5 protein-coding genes are annotated in these 3,810 nt (G+C 69.8%); all 5 read left to right on the plus strand.

All coding sequences use genetic code 11. From position 1 onward, the window contains the following. Window positions 1-790 (plus strand): 1-deoxy-D-xylulose-5-phosphate reductoisomerase (dxr, locus tag VKG64_13280; protein ID HKB26014.1); only part of this gene is annotated, 790 nt, incomplete at its 5' end. After that, window positions 787-2,151: an RIP metalloprotease RseP gene (rseP, locus tag VKG64_13285; protein ID HKB26015.1), complete on the plus strand. Its 1,365-nt coding sequence runs from the start codon at window positions 787-789 to the stop codon at window positions 2,149-2,151. The genes dxr and rseP, both read left to right, overlap by 4 nt. 12 nt (window positions 2,152-2,163) lie before the next feature. Beyond that, window positions 2,164-3,255 (plus strand): flavodoxin-dependent (E)-4-hydroxy-3-methylbut-2-enyl-diphosphate synthase, encoded by a 1,092-nt coding sequence (gene ispG, locus VKG64_13290; GenBank protein HKB26016.1) that lies wholly within the window; start codon window positions 2,164-2,166, stop codon window positions 3,253-3,255. Beyond that, window positions 3,255-3,587, plus strand: coding sequence for a (2Fe-2S) ferredoxin domain-containing protein (locus tag VKG64_13295; protein ID HKB26017.1), 333 nt, complete (start codon window positions 3,255-3,257; stop codon window positions 3,585-3,587). Before ispG ends, VKG64_13295 begins: the two co-directional genes overlap by 1 nt. A 2-nt stretch (window positions 3,588-3,589) precedes the next feature. Continuing rightward, window positions 3,590-3,810, plus strand: a 221-nt coding sequence (locus VKG64_13300; protein HKB26018.1) for a proline--tRNA ligase, incomplete at its 3' end; no start/stop codon positions are given.

Genomic DNA, 3,810 nt, shown 5'->3' on the forward strand with positions numbered 1-3,810 from the left:
GGTGGGGAGCCTGATGACCGCCGCCGCCCGCCAGCGCGGCGTCCAGCTCCTGCCGGTCGACTCCGAGCACAGCGCGATCTTCCAGTGCCTCGTCGGCCACAACCGCGGCGACGTCCACCGGATCCTCCTCACCGCGTCCGGCGGCCCGTTCCGCGAGACGCCGAAGGCCCGGCTGGCGACGGTGACGGTCGAGGACGCGCTCCAGCACCCGACGTGGAAGATGGGCGCCAAGATCACGATCGACTCGGCGACGCTCATGAACAAGGGCCTGGAGATCATCGAGGCGCGCTGGCTCTTCGACCTGGCGCCCGACCGCGTGCACGTCGTGGTCCACCCCCAGTCCATCGTCCACTCGATGGTCGAGTACATCGACGGCTCGGTCATCGCCCAGCTCGGCGTCGCCGACATGGGCGTGCCCATCCTCTACGCGCTGACGTATCCGGAGCGCCGCCCGACGCCGGCCGCGCGGCTCGACCTGACGCGCATCGGCCAGCTGACGTTCTTCGAGCCGGACGCGGACAAGTTCCCCTGCCTGCGCCTCGCAAGGACGGCGCTCGAGCAGGGCGGCGCCGCGCCGGTCGTGCTCAACGCGGCGAACGAGGTCGCCGTGGCGGCCTTCCTCGACCGGCGGATCGGGTTCAACGACATCGCGGACCTCATCGCGCGGGCGCTCGACGAGTCGCGAGCGGGCGCCGTCGGGTCCATCGAGGAGTGCGTGGCGGTGGACGTCGAGGCGCGCGCCCGCGTCCGGGAGGCCGTGGACCGTCGCGACGGGGGGCGGCGCGGATGACCACCCTCGTCTCGTTCGTCGTCGTCGTCGGCGTGCTGATCCTCATCCACGAGCTCGGCCACTTCCTCGTCGCGCGCCTCACCGGCGTCGGCGTGGAGCGCTTCTCGATCGGGTTCGGCCCGGTGCTGCTCCGCTGGCGCGGCAAGGAGACCGAGTACTGCCTGTCGGCGATCCCGATGGGCGGCTACGTGAAGATGCTGGGCGAGGAGAGCCCGCTCGAGGGCGGTCCCACGGTCACCTACGACCCGGCCAAGGCGTTCGCGCTCAAGCCGCTCTGGGTGCGCTTCCTCATCGTCTTTGCCGGGCCGGGGATGAACTTCGTGCTGGCCGCGCTGATCTTCGCCGTCATCCTCGCGACGGTTGGGCGGCCCGTGTGGCCGGCGGTCGTCGGGCGCGTCGCCGAGAGCGGCCCGGCCGCCGCCGCGGGCCTCCGGACCGGCGATCTCGTCACGCGCGTGGACGGGCGCGCAATCTCGAACTGGGAAGACCTCGACCAGGCCATCGCGGACTCGCGGGGCCGCCCGCTCACGCTGAGCGTCGACCGCGGGGGCGAGGCGCGGACGCTCTCCGTGACGCCGCGCAAGACGACGGTGCGCGATCCGATCTTCCGGGACCCGAAGGAGGCCTGGGAGCTCGGTGCGGGGCCGCGGCTCACGCCGCAGATCGGCGCGGTCAATCCCGGCTCGCCGGCCGAGAAGGCGGGCCTGCGGACAGGCGACCTCGTGATCGCCGTCGCGGGCCAGCCGGTCTTCACGCCGGACGAGCTCATGCAGGCGATCCAGAAGCGGGCCGGCCAGACCTTCGACGTGACGCTCGAGCGCGACGGACGGACGCAGACGGTGAGCGTGACGGCGATCTCCGTGCGGGAGAAGGGGCCGGGCGGCCAGGAGACGGACATCGGCCGCATCGGCGTCGGCATCGTCACCAAGGTCGTGCGGTACGAGCCCTACGGTCCCCTCGTCGCCGTCGGCTACGGCTGGGTCAGGACGTGGGACATGACGGTCCTGACGCTGAAGGCGTTCTGGAAGCTCGTCTCGCGGCAGATCGAGTCGTCGAACATCGGCGGTCCGATCCAGATCGCCACCGAGGCCGGCCGCCAGGCGAAGGAGGGGATCGGCCCGCTCATCCTCTTCACCGCCTACATCAGCGTGAACCTGGCCGTGCTCAACCTCCTGCCGGTGCCCATGCTCGACGGCGGTCACCTGTTTTTCTTCCTCATCGAGGCGGTGCTCGGGCGGCCGCTGTCCCTCAAGAAGCGCGAAGCCGCCCAGCAGCTCGGCTTCGTTTTGCTGATGCTCCTGATGGTCTACGCGCTTTACAATGACCTGGTCCGGATCGACGCGTTCAAGATCTTCCGATAGGACGAGGCGATGATGACACGGCGGGAAACGCGGCAGATCGAGCTCGGCGGCGTCAAGGTGGGCGGCGGCGCGCCGATCACCGTGCAGTCCATGACCAAGACCGACACGCGCGACGTCCAGGCGACGCTGCTCGAGATCTGGTCGCTCGAGGCCGCGGGCTGCGACATCGTTCGCTGCGCGGTGCCCGTGCGTGAGGCGGCCGAGAAGCTCGGCGAGATCAAGCGGCAGATCCGCATCCCCCTCGTGGCCGACATCCACTTCAACTACAAGCTCGCGCTGATCGCCCTCGAGCAGGGCGTCGACGGCCTGCGCCTGAACCCCGGTAACATCGGCGGCACGCGATTCGTGCAAGAGGTCGTGAACGTCGCGAAGGACAAGCGGATCCCGATCCGCATCGGCGTCAACGCGGGATCGCTCGAGAAGGACCTGCTCGCGAAGCACAACGGGCCGACCTCGGAGGGGATGGTGGAGTCCGCGCTCCGTCACATCCGCATCCTCGAGGACTGCGGCTACCCCGAGATGAAGGTCTCGCTGAAGGCCTCCGACCCGCGCATGATGATCGAGGCGTACCGGAGGCTCGCCGCGCAGGTCGACTACCCGCTCCACCTCGGCGTCACCGAGGCCGGCACGCCGGGCGTCGGGACGATCAAGTCGGCGGTCGGCCTCGGGGCGCTCCTCTCCGAGGGCATCGGCGACACGATCCGCGTGTCGCTCTCGGCGGACCCGACCGAGGAGGTGCGCGTCGGCATCGACATCCTGAAATCGCTCGGGCTGCGAAAGGGCGGCCTCACGTTCGTGTCCTGCCCCTCGTGCGGCCGCGCCGACGTGGATCTCGTCAAGCTCGCGAAGGAGGTCGAGGACGAGTTCCGCGGCCTGAACGAGGAGATCCACATCGCGGTGATGGGGTGTGAAGTCAACGGTCCGGGCGAGGCGCGCGCGGCGGACATCGGCGTCGCCGGCGGACGCGGGATCGGGCTCATCTTCAAGGGCGGCGAGGTCATCCGCAAGGTGCCCGAGAAGGACATCGTGAAGGCGATGCGCGAGGAGGTCGACACGTTCATCGCCGAGCGCCGGGCCGCGAAGGCCGCGGCGGTCCCGGACTGATGGGCCAGTACCGGACGCACGTCTTCGTGTGCACCGGGGGCGATACCTGTCCGACGCAAGGGAACGTGGAGGAGTTCGTGAAGTACCTCCGCGGCGAGGCGGTCAAGGCCGGCCTCAAGGAGGACATCCGGATCAACAAGGCCGGCTGCTTCTCCCAGTGCGGCCACGGCCCGATGATGGTGTTCTACCCGGAGGACGTCTGGTACTGCGGCGTCCAGGCGGCCGACCTCAAGGAGATCGTCGAGTCGCACATCGTGGGCGGCAAGCCGGTCGAGCGCCTCCGCTACCAGCCGGGCGTCAAGGGAGCCAACAAGAAGAAGGACGCGAAGTAACCGTGCGCCGGTCGAAGTCGCTCGTCCCGACGCTACGGGAAGACCCCGCCGACGCCGAAGCGCAGAGCCACCGCCTCATGCTCCGCGCCGGGCTCGCGCGCCAGCTCGCGGCCGGCATCTTCGTCTACCTCCCGCTCGGCCAGCGCGTCCTCGACAAGGTCAACGCCGTCATCCGCGAGGAGATGGACGCCATCGGCGGTCAGGAGATCACGATGCCCGTGAT

Source organism: Candidatus Methylomirabilota bacterium (assembly GCA_035260325.1).
Lineage (GTDB): Bacteria > Methylomirabilota > Methylomirabilia > Rokubacteriales > CSP1-6 > AR19.

What these genes read in the sequence shown, in the direction of transcription:
- rseP (HKB26015.1), top strand. Translation starts at nt 787, where the DNA reads ATGACCACCCTCGTCTCGTTCGTCGTCGTCGTCGGCGTGCTGATCCTC.
- VKG64_13295 (HKB26017.1), top strand. Translation starts at nt 3,255, where the DNA reads ATGGGCCAGTACCGGACGCACGTCTTCGTGTGCACCGGGGGCGATACC.
- ispG (HKB26016.1), top strand. Translation starts at nt 2,164, where the DNA reads ATGACACGGCGGGAAACGCGGCAGATCGAGCTCGGCGGCGTCAAGGTG.